The sequence below is a fragment of the Verrucosispora sp. WMMA2121 genome (genome assembly GCF_027460185.1).
Classification (GTDB): domain Bacteria; phylum Actinomycetota; class Actinomycetes; order Mycobacteriales; family Micromonosporaceae; genus Micromonospora; species Micromonospora palythoicola.
The window spans coordinates 3,157,334-3,174,055 of sequence record NZ_JAPZBH010000006.1 but is presented as its reverse complement, the minus strand read 5'-3'; the positions used below and the strand labels follow the sequence as shown (position 1 = coordinate 3,174,055).

20 protein-coding genes are annotated in these 16,722 nt (G+C 72.7%); 8 read left to right on the top strand and 12 right to left on the bottom strand.

Annotated features, from left to right (window positions below; translation table 11 throughout):
• The first annotated feature begins 68 nt into the window (after positions 1-68).
• From O7605_RS23205 to O7605_RS23195, 3 genes are all read left to right on the top strand, one after another.
• Positions 69-1,016: a serine/threonine-protein kinase gene (locus O7605_RS23205; protein ID WP_269741113.1), complete on the top strand. Its 948-nt coding sequence runs from the start codon at positions 69-71 to the stop codon at positions 1,014-1,016.
• A gap of 60 nt (positions 1,017-1,076) precedes the next feature.
• The gene (locus tag O7605_RS23200) at positions 1,077-1,499 is read left to right on the top strand and encodes an OsmC family protein (protein ID WP_164447287.1); all 423 of its coding nucleotides are present in this window, start codon (positions 1,077-1,079) and stop codon (positions 1,497-1,499) included.
• A gap of 342 nt (positions 1,500-1,841) precedes the next feature.
• Positions 1,842-2,696: a hypothetical protein gene (locus O7605_RS23195; protein ID WP_269741112.1), complete on the top strand. Its 855-nt coding sequence runs from the start codon at positions 1,842-1,844 to the stop codon at positions 2,694-2,696.
• 42 nt (positions 2,697-2,738) lie between these two features.
• Here the strand turns inward: O7605_RS23195 and O7605_RS23190 are convergent, their stop codons facing one another.
• From O7605_RS23190 to O7605_RS23180, 3 genes are all read right to left on the bottom strand, one after another.
• Complete coding sequence (locus O7605_RS23190) at positions 2,739-3,185, bottom strand: response regulator (protein WP_269741111.1); 447 nt, start codon at positions 3,183-3,185, stop codon at positions 2,739-2,741.
• Positions 3,186-3,409: 224 nt separating this feature from the next.
• Positions 3,410-4,456: a cobalamin B12-binding domain-containing protein gene (locus tag O7605_RS23185; RefSeq protein ID WP_269741110.1), complete on the bottom strand. Its 1,047-nt coding sequence runs from the start codon at positions 4,454-4,456 to the stop codon at positions 3,410-3,412.
• Positions 4,453-6,204 (bottom strand): SpoIIE family protein phosphatase, encoded by a 1,752-nt coding sequence (locus O7605_RS23180; protein ID WP_269741109.1) that lies wholly within the window; start codon positions 6,202-6,204, stop codon positions 4,453-4,455. The genes O7605_RS23185 and O7605_RS23180 overlap by 4 nt, the downstream gene beginning before the upstream one ends.
• A 285-nt stretch (positions 6,205-6,489) precedes the next feature.
• Here O7605_RS23180 and O7605_RS23175 point away from each other — a divergent pair, with 285 nt between their 5' ends.
• Together O7605_RS23175 and O7605_RS23170 are read left to right on the top strand one after the other, a co-directional pair.
• Entirely contained in the window at positions 6,490-6,798 is a 309-nt protein-coding gene (locus tag O7605_RS23175; RefSeq protein WP_269741108.1) for an STAS domain-containing protein, read from the top strand.
• Positions 6,799-6,853: 55 nt separating this feature from the next.
• Entirely contained in the window at positions 6,854-7,201 is a 348-nt protein-coding gene (locus O7605_RS23170) for an STAS domain-containing protein (RefSeq protein WP_269741107.1), read from the top strand.
• A 66-nt stretch (positions 7,202-7,267) separates the two neighbouring features.
• Here the strand turns inward: O7605_RS23170 and O7605_RS23165 are convergent, their stop codons facing one another.
• The gene (locus O7605_RS23165) at positions 7,268-7,570 is read right to left on the bottom strand and encodes a hypothetical protein (protein ID WP_269742724.1); all 303 of its coding nucleotides are present in this window, start codon (positions 7,568-7,570) and stop codon (positions 7,268-7,270) included.
• Between the two features lie 213 nt (positions 7,571-7,783).
• On the opposite strand from O7605_RS23165, the gene O7605_RS23160 reads away from it, so the two are divergent.
• Positions 7,784-8,764, top strand: coding sequence for a DUF2267 domain-containing protein (locus tag O7605_RS23160; RefSeq protein ID WP_269741106.1), 981 nt, complete (start codon positions 7,784-7,786; stop codon positions 8,762-8,764).
• A gap of 70 nt (positions 8,765-8,834) precedes the next feature.
• On the opposite strand, the gene O7605_RS23155 is transcribed toward O7605_RS23160, so the two are convergent.
• From O7605_RS23155 to O7605_RS23135, 5 genes are all read right to left on the bottom strand, one after another.
• Positions 8,835-10,136, bottom strand: coding sequence for an NAD(P)/FAD-dependent oxidoreductase (locus tag O7605_RS23155; RefSeq protein ID WP_269741105.1), 1,302 nt, complete (start codon positions 10,134-10,136; stop codon positions 8,835-8,837).
• Positions 10,137-10,192: 56 nt separating this feature from the next.
• Entirely contained in the window at positions 10,193-10,474 is a 282-nt protein-coding gene (locus tag O7605_RS23150) for a DUF6510 family protein (RefSeq protein WP_164447296.1), read from the bottom strand.
• Positions 10,475-10,487: 13 nt separating this feature from the next.
• Complete coding sequence (locus tag O7605_RS23145; RefSeq protein ID WP_269741104.1) at positions 10,488-11,210, bottom strand: ferredoxin reductase; 723 nt, start codon at positions 11,208-11,210, stop codon at positions 10,488-10,490.
• 8 nt (positions 11,211-11,218) lie between these two features.
• On the bottom strand, positions 11,219-11,818 hold the full coding sequence (locus O7605_RS23140; RefSeq protein WP_164447298.1) for a sulfite oxidase-like oxidoreductase: 600 nt from the start codon (positions 11,816-11,818) through the stop codon (positions 11,219-11,221).
• 72 nt (positions 11,819-11,890) lie between these two features.
• Entirely contained in the window at positions 11,891-12,904 is a 1,014-nt protein-coding gene (locus tag O7605_RS23135; RefSeq protein WP_269741103.1) for a TerC/Alx family metal homeostasis membrane protein, read from the bottom strand.
• A 242-nt stretch (positions 12,905-13,146) separates the two neighbouring features.
• On the opposite strand from O7605_RS23135, the gene O7605_RS23130 reads away from it, so the two are divergent.
• Positions 13,147-14,313, top strand: coding sequence for a CaiB/BaiF CoA transferase family protein (locus O7605_RS23130; RefSeq protein ID WP_269741102.1), 1,167 nt, complete (start codon positions 13,147-13,149; stop codon positions 14,311-14,313).
• A 20-nt stretch (positions 14,314-14,333) separates the two neighbouring features.
• Here the strand turns inward: O7605_RS23130 and O7605_RS23125 are convergent, their stop codons facing one another.
• Complete coding sequence (locus O7605_RS23125) at positions 14,334-14,744, bottom strand: DUF2267 domain-containing protein (RefSeq protein ID WP_269741101.1); 411 nt, start codon at positions 14,742-14,744, stop codon at positions 14,334-14,336.
• Positions 14,745-14,890: 146 nt separating this feature from the next.
• On the opposite strand from O7605_RS23125, the gene O7605_RS23120 reads away from it, so the two are divergent.
• Positions 14,891-15,163: a DUF2795 domain-containing protein gene (locus O7605_RS23120; protein ID WP_269741100.1), complete on the top strand. Its 273-nt coding sequence runs from the start codon at positions 14,891-14,893 to the stop codon at positions 15,161-15,163.
• A 209-nt stretch (positions 15,164-15,372) separates the two neighbouring features.
• Here the strand turns inward: O7605_RS23120 and O7605_RS23115 are convergent, their stop codons facing one another.
• Both O7605_RS23115 and O7605_RS23110 read right to left on the bottom strand, forming a co-directional pair.
• Positions 15,373-16,035, bottom strand: a complete 663-nt coding sequence (locus tag O7605_RS23115) for a hypothetical protein (RefSeq protein WP_269741099.1) — start codon at positions 16,033-16,035, stop codon at positions 15,373-15,375.
• A gap of 141 nt (positions 16,036-16,176) precedes the next feature.
• On the bottom strand, positions 16,177-16,719 hold the full coding sequence (locus O7605_RS23110; RefSeq protein ID WP_269741098.1) for a TetR/AcrR family transcriptional regulator: 543 nt from the start codon (positions 16,717-16,719) through the stop codon (positions 16,177-16,179).
• Positions 16,720-16,722: the final 3 nt, after the last annotated feature.

Sequence of the window (16,722 nt, the reverse complement as noted above, 5' to 3'; positions counted from 1 at the left end):
CGGGGTACCGTGCGCAGGCCACGGTTTCGCACGTCGTGGCGGAGCGACACGAGGGTAGGAGGCGGTCGATGCGTACGCTGGACGGGCGGTACCGGCTCGACCAGCGCATCGGCATCGGCGGGATGTCGGAGGTGTGGCGGGCGCACGACACCGTGCTGGACCGGCAGGTCGCGGTGAAGCTGGTCTCGCCGGGTCAGCCGGACGGGGCGGCCGCGGTGGAGCGGATCCGCTCCGAGGCGCGGTCGGCGGCCCGCCTGGTGCATCCCAACGTGGCGAGCGTGCACGACTTCGGTACCTGCGACACGGGGACGGGCCACCAGCTGCCGTACATCGTGATGGAGCTGGCCGAGGGACAGACCCTCGCCGCGCACCTGCGCACCGGCCCGTTGGACTGGCGGATCGCGGTGCGCGTCTGCGCGGAGGTCGGCGCCGCGCTGGCCGCCGCGCACGCCCACGGCATCGTGCACCGCGACATCAAGCCGGCGAACGTGATGCTCACTCCGTCGGGGGTGAAGGTGCTGGACTTCGGCATCGCCACGCCGGCCGGCGCCGCCGACACCGCGCCCGACGGTTTCGTGGTCGGTACGCCGGCGTACCTGGCGCCGGAACAGCTGCACCGCGCTCCGGCGACCCCGGCGGCCGACATCTACGCCCTCGGCGTCCTCCTCCACTACTGCCTGGCGGGACGCCTGCCGTACCCGGCGGACAGCGTGAGCCAGCTGCTCGGACGGGACCGGCCCCGGGTGCCGCGGCCCCTGCCGGAGCTGCCCGGACTGCCCGCCGAGGTGACCGACCTGTGCCAACGCTGCCTCGCCGACGACCCGACCCGGCGGCCGAGCAGCCTGGTGGCCGCGCTGCTGCTGGCCGAGGCGGTCGACGCCCGGGTGTACGTGCCGATGCACGAGCCGCTGATGCCACGGCAGCGGCCGGCGGCGGTGAGCCCGTGGACGGAGCGGGCGGCGGCCGAGGTCACCGAGGCCGCCGCCGTCGCGCAGTGGAGCCGGCACGGCGGATGACTTCCCGGTTTCACGCGTCCGGGCCCGGGTAGCCGGGCGGGGAGTGACGGGAGGAACGCGATGCCGAGTTCCTGGTTGAACGAGGTTGCCGCCGCGACCGCCGAGGGCGGTCACATCCACACCGACGACGAGGCGCTGTCGACCGCCCTCGCCTCGCCGCTGGCGCCGCACTGCACCGGGCTGACCCCGTCGCAGCTGCTCGCCGCGGCGTTCGCGTCCTGCCTGCACCACGCGGCGGTGGAGGCGGCCGGCGGGATCACCGACGAGGCGCACACCGTGCAGGTACGCGCGGAGGCGAAGCTGGGGCGCGACGACGACGGCCGCTACCGGGCCGACGTGCACGCCTCCATCTCGTCGGTCGGGCTGAGTCGACAACAGCTCACCGAACTGGTCGAGCACGCCGACCGGCTCTGGCCGTTCTCCAGCGAGGACGGCGGCCGGCACCGGCTCACCGTCAGTCCGGCGGAGAACGGCCGACACTGATCCGCGTGGCGCGGTGAACGGGCCCGGCTTCGGGTCGTCCGGGCCGACACCACGGGCCGCGGCCACACCCATGGTCCGACCGCCCCCCACCGCCCCCGGTTGGACCGACCTCAGCCTCGTCCGTTCGGCGGATGCGGCCGAGCGGCGCGATCGACGTCAGCAAGATCCCGTTTCCGCCCTGTTTTATACGTTGATTTCCGACATTTACCCAGGGACGGACAGGCGTAGCTGGTCCGGTATGTCGAACAGCGCGGAGATTCACCGGGCGGATAGCCGCGAATTGTGACGCATGCCACCAACCGGGCCGATGGCAGTCGGCCGTCAACTTTCTAGCCTCGGCGGGTGCATCCCGACGACGACTTCGACCAGCAGCTGACCCCCGGGCAACCGGCGAGCCCTTCGGCCGACGAGGCATCACCCGAAAGGATGATGGGACGGCATCGCGCCGTACCCGCACCGCGCCGGGGTGTCCGCGCGGTGCTCGCCTCCACCCCGGTCCGGGTGGCTCTGGCCACCGGCGTCACCTGCTGCCTCGGCGCCACCGCCGTCGTGGCCGCCCGGCACGACGACGAGGCACCGCCGCCCCGGGTGACCGAGGCGCTCACCGACCGCGCTCTCGCGGCTCAGGAGAAGGCCGCCTCCCGTTCCCTCGACCGCAGCCCCACCCCCGCACCGACCAGCGCCAGCCCCTCCCCCACCGCCAAGCCGTCCCCCACCGCGAAGCCGAAGCCGAAGAAGAAGGCCCCCGCCAAACCAACGCGCCCCCGGCCCGTCGCCGGGCTGAGCCAGGCACAGATGGACAACGCCAAGGCGATCGTGGACGTCGGCGTCAAGATGAAGATCCCGCGTCAGGGGTTGGTGATCGCGGTCGCCACCGCCATGCAGGAGAGCACCCTGCTCAACTACGCCAGTGGGGTGCTGCCCGAGTCGCAGAACTACCCGCACCAGGCCGTCGGCTGGGACCACGACTCCGTCGGGCTGTTCCAGCAGCGCCCCAGCAGCGGTTGGGGCAGCGTCCGGGACCTGATGCGGCCGGCGTACGCGGCGCGCGTGTTCTACGAGGCGCTGCTACAGGTGCCCGGATGGCAGCAGATGAGCCTGACCCTGGCCGCCCAGGCGGTGCAGATCTCCGCCTTCCCCTACGCCTACGCCCAGCACGAGGAGCGGGCCGCGACCGTGGTGGCGGCTCTGACCTGAGCCGGACCCGGCCGTCGGGTCCGGCTCGCCGGCGACGGCGGGTCAGACCCGCTTGGGCAACACGACCACCCGGCCGAAGAACTCGTCGATCCGGTGCACCACGTCGTTGAAGTCGTCCAGGTCGATCGGCTTGGTGACGTAGGCGTTGGCCTGGAGGGTGTAACTGCTGATGATGTCGGTGTCCGCGTTCGAGGTGGTCAGCACGACGATCGGGATGGTCCGCAGGTCCTCGTCGTTCTTCACCTCGCCCAGCACCTGACGCCCGTCCTTGCGGGGCATGTTGAGGTCGAGCAGGATCACGTCCGGACGTTGGGCGTCGCCGTGCCGGCCCTCGCGACGGAGAAACTCCATCGCCTCCTCGCCGTCGCCGACCACGTCGATCACCTTCTCGACGTCCGAGGTGGCCAGGGCCTCCTCGATCATGAGCACATCGCCCGGGTCGTCGTCCACCACCAGGATGCGAACCGGAGCGAGGGTTCGTGCGCCCATCTCTACCTGCCTCAGGTCGGCCAGGACGGAACCTACCGGCCCCGTGCTGGCGGAAATGTAGCCCATCATCGGACGATCGGCGACCGCCGGGTTCCACCACGTCACAGCCGTACCCGAGCAGCCGGTCCGAGACGGTCCGGGTGCGCACCCGCCACTCGGAGACGGGTGTTTGCTGCCCGGCAAGTATAAGGAGCCCGCCCGGCAGGCCGGACGGCACGCTCCGGTCAGGCAGCTTGCCGATCCACCGCCGCCAGCACCGCGCGGCCCCGCCGGAGATGGTCCACCGCCCGGGGAAAATCGTGCAGCAACCGGCCGTAGTGCGCCAGCGACGCGTCCACCGCCGCGGCCGGCACGCCGCGACTGTCCAGGATGGTCACCAGCCACTCGACGAACTCGGTGAACAGCGAACCGTCGTCGACGTAGAGGGCGGCGCCCAGGAAGTCCAGGATGTATCCGAGGTCGCTGACCGTCGAGTCCAGTTGGGCCGGGGTGTGGTCGCGGGTGGCCGGGAACCGCTGGGCCAACTCGGCCAGGGCGCTGTCGATCAACTCGCCGCGTCGGTTGACCAGGGTGGCGTACTCGTCGTCGGCCAGGTGCGCCAGGTCGGCCGGCGGCACCGCGCGGAGGGCCCGCTCGTCAGCGAGCAGGTCGGCGGCGGCGGGGGCGTTGGCGGCCCAGGCCGCCCCGAGCCGCCGCGCCCACCGGCCGTCCACGCCGAAGCCCCGACCGCCGACCAGCACCGGCACGTCCGCGCGCCGGCACGCCTCGATCATCCGGTGCGCGTGGGGTAGCCGCATCGGCAGCGCGGAGGCCAGCGCCACGGCGTACGCGTCGTACCGGTGCAGGTACGACACCAGGTGCGCGGCGGGAACACTCGCCCCCAGGAAGGTGACCTGCCAGCCACGCAGCCGCAGCACCTCGGCCACCAGTCGGGCCGGCAGCGCGTGCCACTCACCGTCCATGCAGGCCACCACGATCCGGGCGCGGGTCGGGCGCACGTCGGCGTACGCGGCGACGGCCGCCACCACCTGCTCGCTGACGTGTGTCGCCGCGTGTTCCTGGGCCACGCTCCACTCGTTGCGCGCCCACCGCTCCCCGACCTCGGCCTGCGCCGGCGCGACCAGGTCCAGCAGCACCCGGTCGGCGGCCACCCCCGCGTCGAGCAACCCGCGCGCCACCTCGACGGCGGCGTGCTCGTCGGCCTCGGCGAGACAGTGCAGGTAGTCCGGATAGACGGCCTCGGGTGAGGTGCCCCGGGTCGCGGCGGTCACCGGTCCGTCGCCTCCGGGGCCGGCTCGGCCACGGGCGGCACCGCGTGCAGGTGCCGCTGCGGGCGGCCACCGACGCCGGTGGCGCGCAACGCCAGCACCGCGATGTCGTCGTGGTCACGCTGGGCCAGCCAGTCGCACGTCACCTGCTCGATCCGCTCGGCGAGCGCGGGCGCCGGCATCCGGTGACACCCACCGAGCGCCTGCACCAGACGATCGGTGCCGAGCAGTTCCTCACCTCGCCGACCGCCCCGTGCCTCGGTGACTCCGTCGCTGTAGAGCAGACACGTCTCACCGGGAGCGAGCCGTGTGGTGACCTGACCGATCCGCGGGTCCGGCACCACACCGATGAGCATGCCGTTCAACGGCAGCTGCTCCACCTCGCCGGAGGCGCGCAGCACCAGCGGCGGCAGGTGTCCGCCGCCGGCGAGCGTCAGCCCGAGGCCACCGTCACGGTGTGGACGGACCACCCCCAGCACCATGGTGGCGAACCGGCCCTGTCCGTGCGCCAGGGTCGTCTCCAACAGTGCGTCGTTGAGCAGCCGCAGCAGCCGGGCCGGCTGCTGCTCGACCCGGTGCAGCGCGTGCAGACACTGACGCAGCTGCCCGGTGAAGACCGCCGCCTCGACCCCCTTGCCGGAGACGTCGCCGAGGAAGAACACCGAGCCACCGTCGGGCAGCCGGTGCGAACCGTAGAAGTCGCCGCCGATGCGCAGGCCGGCCTGGGCCGGACGGTACGCCGTACCCCACTGCACACCCGGTGCCGGCGCCGGCTCGACGGGCAGCAGGCTGGCCTGCAACATGTCGGCCACCTCCGCCTGTTCGCGGTAGAGCAGCGCGGTGGTCAACGCCGCACCGGCCCGGGCGGCGAAGGCGCGGACCAGGTCGAGGTCGTCCTCCCCGTACCAGCCGCCCGCACCCCGCGCGACGAGCAGCACCCCGGCGGGCGCGTCCCGGCCCGGCAACGGGACCAGGCGGGCGGCCACCTCGGCGGCGGAGACACCGGGCAACCAGCCCGCGTCGATGGCCTGCTCGACCAGCCAGTCGACGGTGTGCGGCGACGTGCCGCGCAGACTCTCGACGATCGCCGGAGGCAGCTCCGTCGCGGCGAGCACCCCGCGATCGACAGTGGGTGTCTCGTCGGCGTCCTGGCGGGCGCGCCACCATCGGGCCCGCCCGGATCGGGGCGCGAGCACCAGTACCGCGACGTCGGCCAGGGTCGGCACGGCGAGTCGGACGACCGCGGCGGCGGCCCGGTCCGGGTGCAGCGGATTGCCCAGCTTGTCGCCGACCGTGGTGAGAAAGGCCGACCTGGACCGCTCGGCCGCCAGTTCCTCGGTCCGCGTCTCGTGGTCGCTGACATCCTCGACGTACCAGCAGCTACGCCCGGCGGACAACGGGACCTGACGCACCCGTAGCCGTCGGCCGTGCCGGCTCAGGTGTGGCTCGCTCGAGGCCAGCCGCTCGACTGCCGCGGCCGTACCGCCGACGACCACCTCGGGCAGCAGACGCCGGGCGGTCGGGCTGACGTGCCGCACGGTTCCGTCCGGACCGCACACCACCACACCCTCGTGGAGATGTTCGGCGATCTCCGGCCAGTCGGCGGCGAGCTGACCCGGTGGCGACTCCAGGGCGGGCAGCCCGGTGGCCGGCGCGGACGTGATCGAACGCCAGGCGGCGACCCGGGCGACGCTCGGCGTGGCAGACCGTCCGTCGCCGGGGTCGAGGTCCCTGACGTCGGCACCTGTCACCAGCTTGAGCCTCGCTCCTTGTCGGTTCCGCAGCCGCTTCGAGCGGCGTGCATGGTCGCGTCCTGGCACCCAGCCTACGCGGCTCTGCCGGTGCCGCCACCCGGGCGAGCGTCGCGGCGCGTACCGGCGGCCGTCCGAGAGGCGGGCCAGCTCACGGGTTGTTACGATCCGAGCGCCCCTGCCCGCCCGCCACCGCGGAAGGCGTGATCGTTGCTGTCCCACGGTCGCAGACCCCCGACGCCGCCGCTGAGCATGTCCGTCGACCGGTCCGTTCCGCTCGCACCGGTGATCCGGGTCGTCGGTGATCTCGCCTACACCACCGCCGCGCCGCTGCGGGCCGAGATCGACCGGTTGATGGGCACCGAGCCGACCACCCTGGTACTCGACTTCGGTGGCCTGCAGTTCATCGACAGCACCGGGCTCAGCGTCATCGTCCACGCCTGGCGCGAGGGGCAGCAGCGGAGCGTCCGACTGAGGTTGCGGGCGGTTCCCCGATTCCTCGAAACCATCCTCGACATGACGGGGGTCACCGGCCTGCTGTCTCGCGAGCCCGCCGGCACCGAACCGGACGGCCAGACCCCGGTCACCGCTTAGCGGTTGCCGGAGAACCTGGCCCCCGCGACTTGCGCTTGACCGGCGTACTGGGAGCATGGAGGCACAGCTGTTGGTCATCGAGGTCGTCCGGCACGACACGGGGCATGCGGAGTTGCGGCTGACCGGTGACCTCGACTTCGACAGCGCGCCGGAACTCGTCGACGCCGTGGCCGCCCTACGGCGTGAGGGCTTCGAGCAGTTCGTCATCGACCTCACTGGTGTGAGCATGTGCGACTCGTCGGGGTTGAGCGCGTTCGTGATCGCCCACCGGGGCGGCTCCGTCCCGCTGCGGCTGGTCGGCGTCAACGCCACACTGCACCAGCTGCTGGTCCGCACCGGGCTCGCCGAGCTGCTGGAGCTTCCCCCGGCCATCGGGGACCGGGACACGCAGGCGGCCGGCTGACCCACCCGGGCCACCGAAGGGGTGGCCCCCGACCCTGGGACCAGGGGTCGGGGGCCGGAGGATGGCTCAGGGAGCCGGGACCGGATACGGGCCGCTGCGGTGGGGCCGGGTGGTCGGCTCCGCGTCCTCCGGTACGCCCGAATCCGGCGTTTGAAACAGATAGCGGACGAACTCCGCACCTGATCCGTCGTCCCGATCGCCGGGCCACTGGCCGGCGCAGTCGACGCCGATCACCTCGCGACCGCCGCCGTCGGCCTCTTCCAACAGCGCCCACAGGCTCACCGGGTAGCAGCGGGTGCGCTCGGGTGCCAGCCGCCACCTCGCGTACCAACCGGGTCGGGCGGGGACGATCTCGACTATCCGCTTCATCACGACCTTCCCTTCCGCCGTGCCTCGGAAGATCTCCGGTCCACCGCGATCGTCGACCCCGCCCGGGTGACCGGCCCTCACCCCGGCCGGATGAAGCCTCGCCGTCGTGGTCGAGGGCTCCACTGCCGGCACCGAACTGATCGTTTCGCCCGGCGACCGCCGGGAAGGCCATCGACGAAGCCCGGCACCACCAGCGGAAGCGAGGTGTGCACCATGCGTAAGCAGATGGAGGGCGACAACCAGCGCCGGAGGGCACTGGCCCGCCAGGCGCGGGAACGGGGCATGCGGGCCGCCGACACCGGTGCCAGCCTGAGCGCGTCCAAACAACTGACCCACCTCGACCAGCACGAGCGGGCCGGCCCGGCGCCGGCCGGCAGCCGCCACAAACCGGACGCCACGCGCGGCGGGCCCGCTCCCCCACCGGCCGGTTCCGCGCAGAACCCCCGGCCCCGCCCCGAGCCGGGCGGGCCGGCGCCCGGGGTCACCACGGTGGGTTACCGCGAGCTGGTCGAGGACGTCGTGCGCCGCGCCGGCGTCGACTTCCGTACCGCCAAGGTCGGGGTCGAGTCGACGGTGCTGGTCCTGGCCTGGGCCTTGGAGGCCGGCGAACGGCGACGGCTGCTGGAGGCGGTGCCCGCCTCGCTGCACGACGTGGTGCCGGTGGACGGCATCGAGCGACGCCAGGATCTGGCCGGCTTCCTGTCCGAGGTGGGTCGGATCAGCGGTCGACCTCCGGAGCAGGCACGCTATCAGGCCGAGGCGACCCTCGCCGCGCTCGCCGCGCACGACGGTGATCTGATCGAATCACTGCACGTACCGGACGAGCTGCGGCAACTGCTGGAGCCGCCGGAGGTCGGCGGCGGCGTGGTCGGTCCGGTCAGCGCGCTGCCACCGTTGTCCGCGGCCGAACTGCGCGCGGCCCTGACCGACCTGCCGTACTGGTCCGGAGACGGGACCGCGCTGTCCCGGACCCTGGAGCTGCCGCCAGGCAACCTGGACCGGGTGCTGGACCGGCTCGACCAGCTTCGCCAGCAGACCGGCCGCGGGCCACGGATCGGCCGCGCCGATCCGACGACCGCCGTGCTGACCGTCGCCTCGGCCAACGCCGGGGCGGTGACCGCGATGGACATCGACCTGGCGCACACGGTCGACGACGCCATCGACGAGGCGGGGGCCGGCATGGCCGCCGGCTGAGCGGCCGAGATGTCAGCCGTGCGGTCGTGGGTACCCCCACGACCGCACGCCACGTCGGTCGGCCCCGTGGTCAGCGGACCCGCACGGGCATCTCGGGCGACGAGCTCTCCAGTGGTACGGCGGTGGCGGAGATCAGTCCGAGCTGCGCCGCCGAGCGCGGCAGCGCGGCGTCGAGGAACCAGTCCGCGCTCACCCTGGCCCGGTTGCCGGGCATCGCGAGCAGGTGGTAACCGCGGGTGACCGCCTTCGCGGGCAGGCCGGACAGCGGCACCTTCAACGGGTTCGCGGCGGCCTGCTTGCCGCCCAGGTCGACCACCCAGCCGAGGTCGTGGTGCTTGTACGGCCGGCGGCGTCCCTGCCCGTACGAGGCGGCGATGTTGTGCGCGGCCAGCTTGCCCTGTCGCTGCGCGTGCTGGGCGGTCATCGTGCAGATCTCACCGGGCCGGGTCAGGTCGGGCACCGCGGCGGCGTCGCCGCAGGCGTAGACCTCGGGGAATCCGGGGACGTTGAGGTACTCGTCGACGACCAACCGCCCCTTCTCGGTCCGCAGGCCCAGTTCGGCCACGAACGGGTCGGGGCGTACGCCGACGCACCAGACCAGCGAGCAGGTGGGCACGTACTCGCCGTCGGTGAGCTTGACGCCGTCGGAGGTGGCGACCGCCACCGAGGTGCCCATCCGCACGTCGACCCCGCGTCGTCGCAGCACCTTGTCGGCGGTGACCGACATCCGTCGGTCCAGCTCGGGCAGCACGCGGGGGGCGACGTCCAGCAACATCCACCTTGGCCGGATCTTCAGCCGGGGGTGCTGGGCGGCCAGTTCGTCGGTGAACAGGATGCCGTGCGCGGCGACCTCGGTACCGGTGTATCCGGCACCCACCACCACGAACGTGGCGCGGGCCTGCTGTTCGGCCGGATCCTCGGCCTGCTCGGCGAGTTCGATCTGCCGGACCACGTGGTCGTGCAGGTAGAGCGCCTCGGGCAGGCCCCGGAAGCCGTGTGCGTACTCGGTCACCCCGGGAATCGGCAGCAGCTTGTTCACGCTGCCGACGGCCAGCACCAACCGGTCGTACGCCAGCCGGTTGCGGTCACCCTCCGGCTGGGTGAAGCCGACCCACCGGTTCTGCAGGTCGACGCTGTCCGCCTCACCGATGACCACCCGCACGCCGTCCAGCGTGCCGGACAGCGGCACCGCGATCCGGCCCGGCTCCACCACCCCTGCCGCCACCTCCGGCAGCAGCGGCAGGTACAGGAAGTAGTCGGTCGAGTTCAACAGGACGATCTCGGCTCGACCGCGGGCCAACCGGGTCAACGTCTTCGCCGCGTGGTACCCGGCGAACCCGGCCCCCACGATCACTACACGAGGCTTCGTCATTCCGGCCCGGTTCCCGCGATCCGCGCCGGCAAACGTCCGATCGCCCGTCGCCGGGTCTAGCGGGTGCGTTCTGGCGGCAACGGGAACTGGAGGAAGGTGGCGCCGCGCAGGTCGAGCCAGGCACGGTCAGGGGCACGGACCAGCCGCAACATCACTTCGACGCAGGTCGGGCAGCGCCCCACCAGGCCGGGCGCGTGCGAGTAGACCCGCAGCCCGGCCACCGGGCCGGGGGTGCCGCAGTTGGCGCACCGGGCGGTGGCGGTGCTCAGGTCGACCGCGAACACCTCCCCCAACGGACCGTCGAGCATGTTGCCGTCCACGTAGGGCAGCGCGGTCATCCGCGGCCTCCTCTCAACCGGTCGGGCCGAAACGTTCGGTGCGTACCCGTCGCGCCGGATGCCCCAGCCCGACGAGCAGATCGGAGACGGCCTCCACGAAACCGGTGGGTCCGCACACGTACACCAGCGGCTCCAGCTCCGGCGGCCAGCCGTTGTTGTTGACATCGGCGAGGCCGAGCCGGTGCGGCTCGCCGCGCCATCCCTCGGGCGCCTGCCGGGTGTAGACGTGGGCCACGTCGAGACCGGCGTCGTCACGTACCCGGCGTCGCAGTTCCTCGGTGTAGAACGCGTCGTCGGGGGTGCGCACCGAGTAGATCAGCCGGAACGGGACCCGGCTTCCGGCCGCCCGCCGGGCTCTGATCATGGCCATCAACGGCACCACCCCCGATCCGCCGGCGACCAGCAGCACCGGTTCGGTCTGCTGTGGCCGCCACACGAACCAGCCGCCGATCGGGCCACGTACCTCGACCGGGTCGCCCTCGCGGTAGCCGTCGACCAGAAACGGCGACACCTCGCCGTCGGTCACCCGCTGGACGCACACCTCGATCCGGTCGCCGTCGGCGGGCGCGGCGAGCGAGTACGACCGGGCGGCCTGGTATCCGTCCGGCGCGGTGAGCCGGATGTCGACGTGCTGGCCGGGCAGGTGGGCCGGCCAGCCCGGCACCTCCAGCACCAGGGTTCTCGCTGTCGGTGTCTCGGCCCGGTCCGCCACCAACCGGGCCGCCCGCCAGCTCATCCGCCCGGTCAATCGCCCTGGTACCGCTGCTCACGCCACGGGTCGCCGTAGTCGTGGTAGCCGGCGGTCTCCCAGAAACCGGGGGTGTCCTCGACGGTGAGCCGGATGCCGCGCGCCCACTTGGCCGACTTCCAGAAGTAGAGGTGCGGTACCAGCAGCCGCGCCGGCCCGCCGTGCTCGGCCGGCAGGTCGTCGCCGTCGTAGCTGTGCACGAGCCAGGCCTGCCCGTCACGCAGGTCCTCCAGCGGGAGGTTCGTGGTGTATCCGCCGTAGGAGTGGGCCAGGGCGTAGTCGGCGGCGGTTTCCACGCCGTCGAGCAGCGTGTCCAACGAGACTCCCCGCCAGGTGGTGCCGAGCTTTGACCACCGGGTGACACAGTGGATGTCGACGGTCGGCGTCTCCTGCGGCAGCGCCATCATCTCGGCCCAGCTCCACCGATGCTCCGTACCGGTCTCGGTGCTGATCACGAACTCCCACTGCTCGCGCGGGACCCGAGGCGTCGGGCCGGCGGAGAGCACGGGAAAGTCCGGCGTCAGGTACTGGCCGGGTGGCAGATCCGCGGCGTCGGCGCGCGGCCGACCCTGGAAGCCCGGTGTGACGATACCCACCGCTCAGTCCTACCACGGCGCACACCGCCACGGGCGGGTTCGACCGGCCCGGGCGCACCGGGCCGGGAACTCTCACTTCCGCTCGGTGACGACCTCCTTGGATCCCGGCACCACGTTGCGGGTGGCCCGCAGGCTTGTGATCGTGACCACGGTCAGCACGCCGAGGATGACCAGCAGCGAGACCACGGTGGGGATCTCCGGGACGCCCTCCCAGATGCCGTGCGCCCAGTGCAGGCCGAGCTTGACGCCGATGAAGGCCAGGATGATCGCCAGACCGTAGGTGAGGTGGACCAGCCGGCTCAGCGCCGCGTGCAGCACGAAGTACAGCGCCCGCAGGCCCAACAGGGCGAAGGCGTTCGTGGCGAAGACGAGGTACGGGTCCTCGGTGATGCCGTACACCGCCGGCACCGAGTCGACGGCGAAGACCACGTCGGTGGCGAGCACCGCCACCACCACCAGCGCGAGCGGGGTGAGCGCCCGGCGTCCGTCGACCCGCACGGTCATCCTGGTGCCGTGGTACTCGTGGACCACCGGCATGAACTTGCGCAGCAGTCGCACCGAGCGCATGGTGCCGATGTCCACCGACTGCTCGTGCCCGGTGAACGCGTCGCGGAGCAGCTTGGCGGCGGTGAACAGCAGGATCAACGCGAAGATCAGGAAGGCGAAGTCCAGGGTCTGCAGGGCCGCGGCGCCCAGGGCGATGAAGATGCCGCGCAGCACCAGCGCTCCGGTGATGCCGAACAGCAGCACCCGTTGGGCGAGCTCGGTGGGCACCGCGAAGGCGGCCAGCAGCAGCATGAAGACGAAGAGATTGTCGACCGACAGTGACTTCTCGACCAGGTAACCGGTGAGGTACTCGAAGCCCCGCTCGGAGCCGTACCGGTGCCAGACCCAGGCGCCGAAGGCCAGGGGCAGGGCTATGTAGAAGGCGCTCCAGCCGAGTGCCTCCTTGAGCGACACCTCGTGCGGGCGCCTGGTCACCAGGAAGTCGAGCACCAGCAGGGCGAGCACGCCAAGGATCGTGATCGCCCACAGCGAGGGCGTGCCTACCGAATCCAGACCGGCCGCGACAGACAAATCGGACATGAGGCCTCCTCGAACACCGTGTCATGTTCGAGGTCTCCTTCACCCACGTTTCGTGGGCAACCACCCGAGGCGCGCTCCGGGCGCGCCGTACTGACCGGCATGGTTCGTGGGAAGTACTCCCCTCGTGCTGCCAAGGTTAGGGCAGCCGAATTCCGCCCGCCACGCGGGGCGCTGCCCGCCGCAGTGGCTCCGCTCACGACGAGCGGCCCGCCGGTCCCGATCCGAGCGCCTATCGTGACCCGGTGAGCGCAGACCTGGCGACCGGCCCGCTGGCCGGCGTACGCGTGGTGGAACTGGCCGGGATCGGCCCCGGGCCGTTCGCCGCCATGATGCTGGCCGACCTGGGCGCCGACGTGATCCGGGTGGACCGGGTCACCGAGGTGGACGCCTCGGTCTTCGGCACCCCGCACCCCGATCTGCTGAACCGGGGACGCCGCTCGATCGGAGTCGACCTGAAGTCCGCCGACGGACGCGAGGTGGTGCTGGCCCTGGTCGGCGACGCGGACGCCCTCGTCGAGGGGTTCCGGCCCGGGGTCACCGAGCGGCTCGGCGTCGGCCCGGCCGACTGCCAGGCGGTCAACCCGGCACTCGTCTACGGCCGGATGACCGGATGGGGTCAGGACGGTCCGAACGCCCCGTACGCCGGACACGACATCGACTACCTGGCGCTGACCGGCGCGCTGCACGGCATCGGGCGGGCCGGCGAGCCTCCGGTGCCGCCGATGAACCTGCTCGGCGACTTCGGCGGCGGCGGCATGATGCTCGCCCTGGGTGTCGTCTCCGCGCTGTACGCGGTCCGCGGCGGCGGCACCGGCCAGGTGGTGGACGCGGCCATCGTGGACGGCGTCGCGGTGCTCAGCACCCAGATCCACGCGCTGCAACAGCTCGGCATGTGGCGTACCCCGCGCGGGGTCAACCTGCTCGACGGCGGGGCACCCTTCTACGACACCTACGAGTGCGCCGACGGGCGGTACCTCGCCGTCGGCGCACTGGAGCCACACTTCTACGACGAACTGGTCCGGCGTACCGGTTTCCCACTCCCGCCGGACGGGCCGATCGACCGGACCGACCCGGCGAACTGGCCGGCGTTGCGGGCCGCCTGGGCGCGCCTGTTCCGCACCCGTACCCGGGACGAGTGGGCGGCGCTGCTCACCGCCTCCGACGCCTGCGCCGCGCCGGTGCTGGACTGGCAGGAGGCGTCGGAGCACCCGCACCTGGCCGCCCGGAGGACGTTCGTGCTCCGCGACGGGGTCGTCCAGCCGGCGCCGGCGCCCCGGTTCTCCGCCACACCGACCGCGATCCGGCGGCCGCCACCCTGGCCGGGTGAGCACACCGACGAGGTGCTCACCGAGGCCGGCTTCGACCGGAACCGGGTCGCCCAGTTACGCGCCAGCGGAGCGGTCGGTTGACATCGCGGGGCGACAACCGCTCAACGGCGGCGCAACGTCGCACCGGGGGCCAGGGCGGGCTCGACCATGTCGCGGTAGTCGCGGGGCAACTGGACCACCAGTTCGTCGAACTCTCCGCCGGTCACCGCCTCCCGCAGTGTCGTGAAGACGGCCCGGACCGCGTCCCGGGCGGCCGGCTCGGCCACCCCGGCACGCACGGCCACCCGGGCGACGAACTCGGCGGCGCCGAACCGTTCCGCCGCCTCGATGTCCGGTGTCGGGCGCATTGGCAGCCGCAGCGGGGCCGGCAGCTGAACGGCCAGGTCCAGCACCTCGCCACCGGTGAGTCGCTCGGCCAGCGTCTCCAGCGTCGCCCGGATCAGCTCTGCCGCCCGCGACGACGAGGTGGCGGTGCGCTGGGCAACCTGGTCGACGAAGGTGTCGTAGTTCATCGCGTACCCCCTCGGGCCGGCGCTTACCCAGCCGACCGGTACGGAAACGGCGACCGCATTTTCGTCGACCTCGGCGCGTGAGCTGTCCCGCGTCGGGTATCCGCGCCCGGTCGTGGCCGGATCGAGGCCCGGGAGGAGTCGACACCATGGCGAGCTACGCCGACGTCCTGCAGTACCTGTCCAGCCTGGACTACCCCGCCGGGAAGGACGAGGTGCTGCGCGAGGCCGAGCGGGAAGGGGCACCGCCGGAGGTACTGCAGGCGCTACGCGCGCTGCCTCCGGTGGATTACGCCAACGGCAACCAGGTGGCCCGGTCGGCCGGCATCGACGCGGCGCCCGAGATCACCGACGCGCAGCGTGGTGCCCAGGGGCGCGACAAGCGGCACCAGCGGGTGTCACAGCACCTGCGCGGCATTTAGCCGGGCGGCTCGGACAGGGGGACGCCCCGGCCGCGAACCGCGGCCGGGGGCGCTCCTGAGTAACCGCCTGCCCTGGCGACGGTGTGCGCCCGAACCGGGTCGCGGCCACCAGGCGGCCGACAGCCACCCGAACCGGGTGGCTGTGCGTTACTGCGGCCAGCCTACCGCACGTCATCAGCCGAACGGACAGTGGGTGCCGACAAAGGGCCTCATCCTGTCAGCTCGGCATATCGCCCCTCCAGGTCGATCCGGGCCAGCGCGCCGACCAGCCAGGCGAGCCGCTCCGACTCGCGGCCCCCGGCCAGCCCGGCGAGATCCTCGGCGGAGCGCCCCAGTCCGAGCCGTCGGGCCGCGGTCAGCGCCCGCCGGTCGGCGACCGGCGCGACCTCGCCCCACAGTGCCTGCACCTCGCGCAGGAACAGGTCCGCAACCCGGTCGTCGACCCCCGGCAGGGCGGTGAGCAGTGCCCGCTCGCGGGTCGGGTCACGGCGCGCCGCCGACCGCAGCCGCCGCAGGTCGCCCCGGTAGCGCCCGACGACCGCACCGGCCAACTCGCCCAGCAGGTCGGCCAGCGCCTCGATGTCACCGCGCTGGCCGCTGTCGCGCAGCGTCCTGACCCGATCGGAGCGGGATGAACCGGACAGCCGGGCCGCGCTGTCCCAGCCCGCGTCGGGCAGCGCGTGCGCACCGTCGACGGCCCGCCGGAAATCTCCCCGGCGGGCCAGCAGCACCGACAGGCAGAGCAGCTGGAACAGGCTGGACGGGTTGTTGGTGACCCGGAAGCCGTACTGCTCGGCAAAGCCCCGGCCACTGCCGGCGAGCCGGCGCGCCAACCGCTTCCTGTCCTCGATCGTGGCAACCGTGGTGGGCATGGGCGGCTGTTACCCGCGCCCGGGGTGAGTACGCCGGACCACGCCCGGCTGCCTGGGCCCAGATCTCAGCGCCGGTCCAGCGTTGCGGAACTGTCGACTGTCGGATCGGTAGGTCGTCGGCTGGTCCGGCCGGACCTGGGGTCACTCGGCACCCACCAGCCTCGCGAGGGTGCCTTCCAGCTCGGCGCGGCCGCGTTGCTGCCCCTCGGTCGCGGTGAGTTCGGCGAGGAGCAGTCCGTCGATGAGCGCGAGCGCGGCGTCAGCCACCTCCCGTGGGCTCGTCACGCCACGCTCGCGGAGTCGCTGCTCGATGGCACCACGCACCCGGTGCGTGCCGGCCGCCAGGAACCCGCGCAGCTCGGGGCGTCGTACGGATTCGAGTGCCAGCTCGTAGCGGGCGAGGAGCCGCTCCCGGTCGGCGCCGAGCAGCCGGTCGACCACGCGCGCGAGGTCTGCGGCGAGGGGCCCGGCGGCGGCGGGGGCGATGGCCGCCTCGTCCAGCTCGGCCAGCCGATCGACGGCCGCCCGGAGCAGGTCCGCCCGGGTACGGAAGTAGTAGGAGGTCGAGCCCATCGGAAGCCCCGCCTCCCGGTCCACGGCCCGGTGCGTGAGTCCACGTCCACCTGCCCTGGCCAGCGTGGTGATCGCCGCATCCGCGATCACGGTCCGACGCTCGGTCACCATGGG

Coding starts and splice junctions, on each gene's coding strand:
- O7605_RS23205 (WP_269741113.1), top strand. CDS start 69: ATGCGTACGCTGGACGGGCGGTACCGGCTCGACCAGCGCATCGGCATC.
- O7605_RS23200 (WP_164447287.1), top strand. CDS start 1,077: ATGCCGAGTTCCTGGTTGAACGAGGTTGCCGCCGCGACCGCCGAGGGC.
- O7605_RS23190 (WP_269741111.1), bottom strand. CDS start 3,185: ATGGGCGCACGAACCCTCGCTCCGGTTCGCATCCTGGTGGTGGACGAC.
- O7605_RS23170 (WP_269741107.1), top strand. CDS start 6,854: ATGGAGGCACAGCTGTTGGTCATCGAGGTCGTCCGGCACGACACGGGG.
- O7605_RS23165 (WP_269742724.1), bottom strand. CDS start 7,570: ATGAAGCGGATAGTCGAGATCGTCCCCGCCCGACCCGGTTGGTACGCG.
- O7605_RS23160 (WP_269741106.1), top strand. CDS start 7,784: ATGCGTAAGCAGATGGAGGGCGACAACCAGCGCCGGAGGGCACTGGCC.
- O7605_RS23155 (WP_269741105.1), bottom strand. CDS start 10,136: ATGACGAAGCCTCGTGTAGTGATCGTGGGGGCCGGGTTCGCCGGGTAC.
- O7605_RS23150 (WP_164447296.1), bottom strand. CDS start 10,474: ATGACCGCGCTGCCCTACGTGGACGGCAACATGCTCGACGGTCCGTTG.
- O7605_RS23145 (WP_269741104.1), bottom strand. CDS start 11,210: ATGAGCTGGCGGGCGGCCCGGTTGGTGGCGGACCGGGCCGAGACACCG.
- O7605_RS23135 (WP_269741103.1), bottom strand. CDS start 12,904: ATGTCCGATTTGTCTGTCGCGGCCGGTCTGGATTCGGTAGGCACGCCC.
- O7605_RS23125 (WP_269741101.1), bottom strand. CDS start 14,744: ATGAACTACGACACCTTCGTCGACCAGGTTGCCCAGCGCACCGCCACC.
- O7605_RS23120 (WP_269741100.1), top strand. CDS start 14,891: ATGGCGAGCTACGCCGACGTCCTGCAGTACCTGTCCAGCCTGGACTAC.
- O7605_RS23115 (WP_269741099.1), bottom strand. CDS start 16,035: ATGCCCACCACGGTTGCCACGATCGAGGACAGGAAGCGGTTGGCGCGC.
- O7605_RS23110 (WP_269741098.1), bottom strand. CDS start 16,719: ATGGTGACCGAGCGTCGGACCGTGATCGCGGATGCGGCGATCACCACG.